The organism is Brevundimonas sp. (assembly GCF_036732845.1).
Taxonomy (GTDB): Bacteria; Pseudomonadota; Alphaproteobacteria; order Caulobacterales; family Caulobacteraceae; genus Brevundimonas.
In genome coordinates, this window is the sequence record NZ_DAINBO010000079.1 from 1 (window position 1) to 4,034 (window position 4,034).

At 66.1% G+C, this 4,034-nt stretch carries 2 protein-coding genes; one reads left to right on the forward strand and one right to left on the reverse strand.

The genetic code is table 11. The annotated features are described in order from the left end of the window. The coding region (lon, locus tag V7D63_RS13250) for an endopeptidase La (RefSeq protein WP_333592747.1) at nucleotides 1–2,321 on the forward strand (2,321 nt) is incomplete at its 5' end. Nucleotides 2,322–2,381: 60 nt separating this feature from the next. On the opposite strand, the gene V7D63_RS13255 is transcribed toward lon, so the two are convergent. Then, nucleotides 2,382–4,034: hypothetical protein (locus tag V7D63_RS13255; protein ID WP_333592748.1), on the reverse strand; the 1,653-nt coding region annotated here is incomplete at its 5' end.

The window sequence follows — 4,034 nt, forward strand, 5'->3', positions numbered from 1 at the left end:
TCGTCGGGCGCGAGAAATCGGTGCGCGCGCTGGACGAGATCATGAAGGGCGAAAAGCAGATCCTGCTGGCGACCCAGCGTAACAGCGTCGATGACGACCCGGCGCCCGACGCCATCTATCCGATCGGCGTGCTGGCCACGGTGCTGCAACTGCTGAAACTGCCCGACGGCACGGTCAAGGTGCTGGTCGAGGGCAAGAGCCGCGCCCATCTGACCCGCTTCACCGACCGCGAGGACTATTTCGAGGCCGAGGCCGTCGAGATCGCCGACGACGCGGGCGACCCCGCCCAGGCCGAAGCGCTGATGCGCGCGGTGGTCGAGCAGTTCGAGAACTATGTGAAGCTGAACAAGAAGGTCCCGCCCGAGGCCCTCAGCTCCATCCCCCAGATCACCGACCCGGCCAAGCTGGCCGACAGCGTCGCCGCGCACCTGTCGGTCAAGATCGCCGACAAACAGGCCCTGCTGGAAACCATCGAGACGCCGCTGCGCCTGGAGAAGGTCTATGGCCTGATGGAGGGCGAAATCAGCGTCTTGCAGGTCGAGAAGAAGATCCGCAGCCGCGTGAAGCGGCAGATGGAGAAGACCCAGCGCGAATATTATCTGAACGAGCAGATGAAGGCGATCCAGCGCGAGCTGGGCGAGACCGACGACCAGCGCGACGAGATCATGGAGCTGGAGCGGCGCATCCGTAAGACCAAGCTGTCCAAGGAGGCGCGGGCCAAGGCCGAGGCCGAGGTCAAGAAACTGCGCAACATGTCGCCGATGTCGGCCGAGTCGACCGTGGTGCGGAACTACCTCGACTGGCTGCTGTCGATCCCGTGGGGCAAGGCCAAGCAGAAGCCCATCGACCTGAAGAAGGCCGAGGACATTCTGGAAGAGGATCACTTCGGTCTGGAGAAGGTGAAGGAGCGCATCCTGGAATATCTGGCCGTGCAGGCGCGCACCGGCAGCCTGAAAGGCCCGATCCTGTGCCTGGTCGGCCCTCCGGGCGTCGGCAAGACCTCGCTGGCCAAGTCGATCGCCAAGGCGACCGGGCGTGAGTACGTCCGCATGTCGCTGGGCGGCGTGCGTGACGAGGCCGAGATTCGCGGCCACCGCCGCACCTACATCGGCTCCATGCCTGGCAAGATCATCCAGTCGATGAAGAAGGCCAAGACGACCAACGCCTTCGTCCTGCTGGACGAGATCGACAAACTGGGCGCCGACTGGCGCGGGGATCCGTCCTCGGCCCTGTTGGAGGTGCTGGACCCGGCCCAGAACTCGACCTTCGGCGACCACTATCTGGAGGTCGATTACGACCTGTCTCAGGTCATGTTCGTGACCACGGCCAACAGCCTGAACATGCCTCAGCCCCTGATGGACCGCATGGAGATCATCCGGGTCAGCGGCTACACCGAGGACGAAAAGGTCGAGATCGCCAAGCGCCACGTCCTGCCCAAGCTGCTGGAAGACCACGGGCTGAAGGCGGGCGAGCTGATCGTTCCCGAACAGTCGATGCGCGATCTGATCCGCTACTACACGCGTGAAGCGGGCGTCCGTTCTCTGGAGCGCGCCCTGGGCGGCCTGGCCCGCAAGGCGGTGCGCGAGATGGCGACGTCCAAACTGGTCTCGATCACGGTCGACGACGCCAAGCTGGCCGAATACGCCGGGGTGCGGAAATACCGCTATGGCGAGACCGACGCCGAGGATCAGGTCGGCATCGTCACCGGCCTGGCCTGGACCGAGTTCGGCGGCGACATCCTGACCATCGAGGCGATCAAGATGCCGGGGCGCGGCCGCATGACCGTGACCGGCAATCTGAAGGAGGTCATGAAGGAGTCGATCTCGGCCGCCGCCTCCTACGTCCGGGCGCGCGCCCTGTCGTTCGGGGTCAAGCCGCCGGTGTTTGAAAAGACCGACATCCACGTGCACGTGCCCGACGGCGCGACGCCCAAGGACGGTCCTTCGGCGGGCGTGGCCATGACCGTGGCCATGGTCTCGGTCCTGACCGGCATCCCGATTAAGAAGGACATCGCCATGACCGGCGAGATCACCCTTCGCGGCCGGGTCACGGCCATCGGCGGCCTGAAGGAGAAGCTGCTGGCGGCCCTGCGCTCGGGCGTGAAGACGGTGCTGATCCCGCAGGAGAACGAGAAGGACTTGGCCGACGTGCCCGACAATGTGAAGTCGGCGCTGGAGATCGTGCCCGTCTCGACCGCCGACGAGGCGCTGAAGTGGGCCTTGACCGGCACCTTGACCCCCGTCGAATGGGACGAGGCGACCGAACCGTTGCCCGCGGCCGCGCCTACCACGACGGAAGGCGGGGCGGTGGTCAGTCACTGATCCGGCGTCAGGTCTGAAGCCAGAAACGCGGTCCGGTTCGCCGGGCCGCGTTTTTCTTTGTCAGTGGCGGATCAAGGGCTGGGGCCGGGGCGCGATGTTCAGCTTGGCGTTGGGGTCGCCGTACATGGTGTTCTTGCTGGGACCGACCAGGGCGTCGCGGTTCCAGGTCAGCAGGGCCGCGAGATCCGGCCGGCCGTTGTCCACATACAGCTTGGCCTTGTCGGTATAGGCCTTGTAGGCCGCCTGATAGGCTTGGGCGCAGGTGCCGCCGGCCATCAGGGTCAGGTCGATCTGCGAACCGCAATAACCGACGGTGTCGACGATCGCCTCGGTCATCTTGACCGGCTGATTGTAGCCGAAAGCGGCCTTGGCCCCGGCCGCCACCAGCGCCTGGGCCAGGCCCGGGGACGTGGTCGATCCCGGCGTTCCGCAATAACAGGCGAACAGGTGGAAGATCTTCCCGGCGGCTTCCGGCGGCGTGAATTGACCGACGCTGTAGGTCGCCAGCACGATGACCATCTCCGTGCTGCCGGGCGCCACGTTCGCGCCAAGGATGTAGGTGGGTTGGCCGTGGCCCGCGGCGCTGACCAGGCCCGACGATGCGCCGATCAGGGCGGCCTTGACCTTGTCCCGCACCATGTCCGGGCCGATCAACTGCTTCAGGGTGGTGTTGAACTCGCTGGTGGCGACGGACGGGAAGAGCTTCTTCTTGCGTGCCTGATACAGCAGTTGAGTGACGGGGTCGGCCTCGGCGTTGGCGTCCATCAGGATCAGGGGATCGGTGGCGACGATGAAGCCGCTGCTGCCCGCGATCTGGGTGGTGGTTTCGGTGACGCTCTGGCTGTTCAGGGCGTTCAGATAGGCGGTGAGCGTCACGGCGCCGAACAGGACGACGAGGGCCAGCAGGCGCGCGGCCGCGGGCGCCGCCGCGCCGCCGCTGTAGACGGCGACGGCGACCACGGCCACCACCACCACCACCACCAGCACCACGGCGACCACCCAACCCCAGAAGCCGCCCACCATCACCTGATCGCCGTAATGGCGCATCAGCCGGCCGTGATAGGGACTGCCGACGACGGCGGTTTCCGAAAACAGGGGATCGAGCGCCGCCAGACTGGTCTGGACCACGTCCTGGGTCGGGGTTGTCTGGATGTTGCAGGTATAGACCGTCGTCCCCGGCGCAGTCACCGTGACGGTCCATTCGCCCGCGGCGGGGGTGATGAAGTTGGCGCTGAACACCTCGCCCCCGACCGTCTTCACGAAGATGGCGTCGGTGCTTTGGTCTTCATTATAGACGACGCCGTTGGGATCGGTCAGTCGCACCGTGGCGCCGGCCGGAAAGCTGGGCTGGTCGCTGTTCGACAGAATGGCCATGGACAGGGCGGGCGCACCGGCGGGCACCAATACGCTGACGGATTGGGTGCGAGGGTCCGTGGGTGCGCCGGGGTCGGGCAGGCTGGCGAGCTGGGCGAAGACGAAGTCGTTGTCGCCCCTGGCCCAGACGCATTCGGGGCACCATCCGCCGGCGACCGGACCCACGGGCTGGGCGTCATTGTGCAGCGGCGACCGATCCTTGCCGCTGCTGCTCAGGGACCAATAGCCCAATAGACCGCTCTCAGACCCGGTCAGACGCCCGAAACAGGCGCGCACCAGGGCGTCGCCGTCCAGCGCGATGTTCCAGAAGCTGATGTTCATCAGCCCGCCCCTGAACTG